Source organism: Vibrio sp. 1402, from assembly GCF_033340275.1.
In genome coordinates, this window is record NZ_JAWOWE010000637.1 from 1 (window position 1) to 535 (window position 535).

The window sequence follows — 535 nt, forward strand, 5'->3', positions numbered from 1 at the left end:
AGGTGAACTACAGCGCCATGAGTTTAAAGAACAAACTGCTTTGAGTTTAGCCATGCTAGGCAACAACCAAGCTGCTGCATAATAAAGGAATATCCTATGTCTGTAACAAGCTCTACGAAAATACTAGAACAACAGGACGCGAAGCGTTCATGGAATTTTGCTGGGATTTGGGACCGATTCGGCATGCTGATGGTGTTCGCTGGTCTGTTTTTATTGTGTGCTTTCTTTGTGCCTTACTTTGCGACGTTCATCAATATGAAAGGTCTGGGTTTGGCGATCTCTATGAGTGGCATGGTGGCGTGTGCCATGCTGTTTTGCTTGGCGTGCGGTGATCTGGATTTGTCGGTCGCGTCCATCATTGCTTGCTCTGGTGTGGTTACCGCCGTCGCAATTAACGCAACCAGCAGCGTGGTACTTGGTGTGGGCGCAGGTCTACTTTCTGGCGTTGCCTTTGGTCTGTTAAACGGTTTTGTCATTGCTAAGTTGCAAATCAACGCACTGATCACCACTTTGGCGACTATGCAGATAGCACGAG

The 535-nt window shown here is 47.9% G+C and carries 1 protein-coding gene; it reads left to right on the top strand.

All coding sequences use genetic code 11. The features are described 5' to 3' along the window. Positions 1-96: 96 nt before the first annotated feature. A partial coding sequence (locus tag R7044_RS27680; RefSeq protein ID WP_405540962.1) for an ABC transporter permease subunit occupies positions 97-535 on the top strand: 439 nt, incomplete at its 3' end.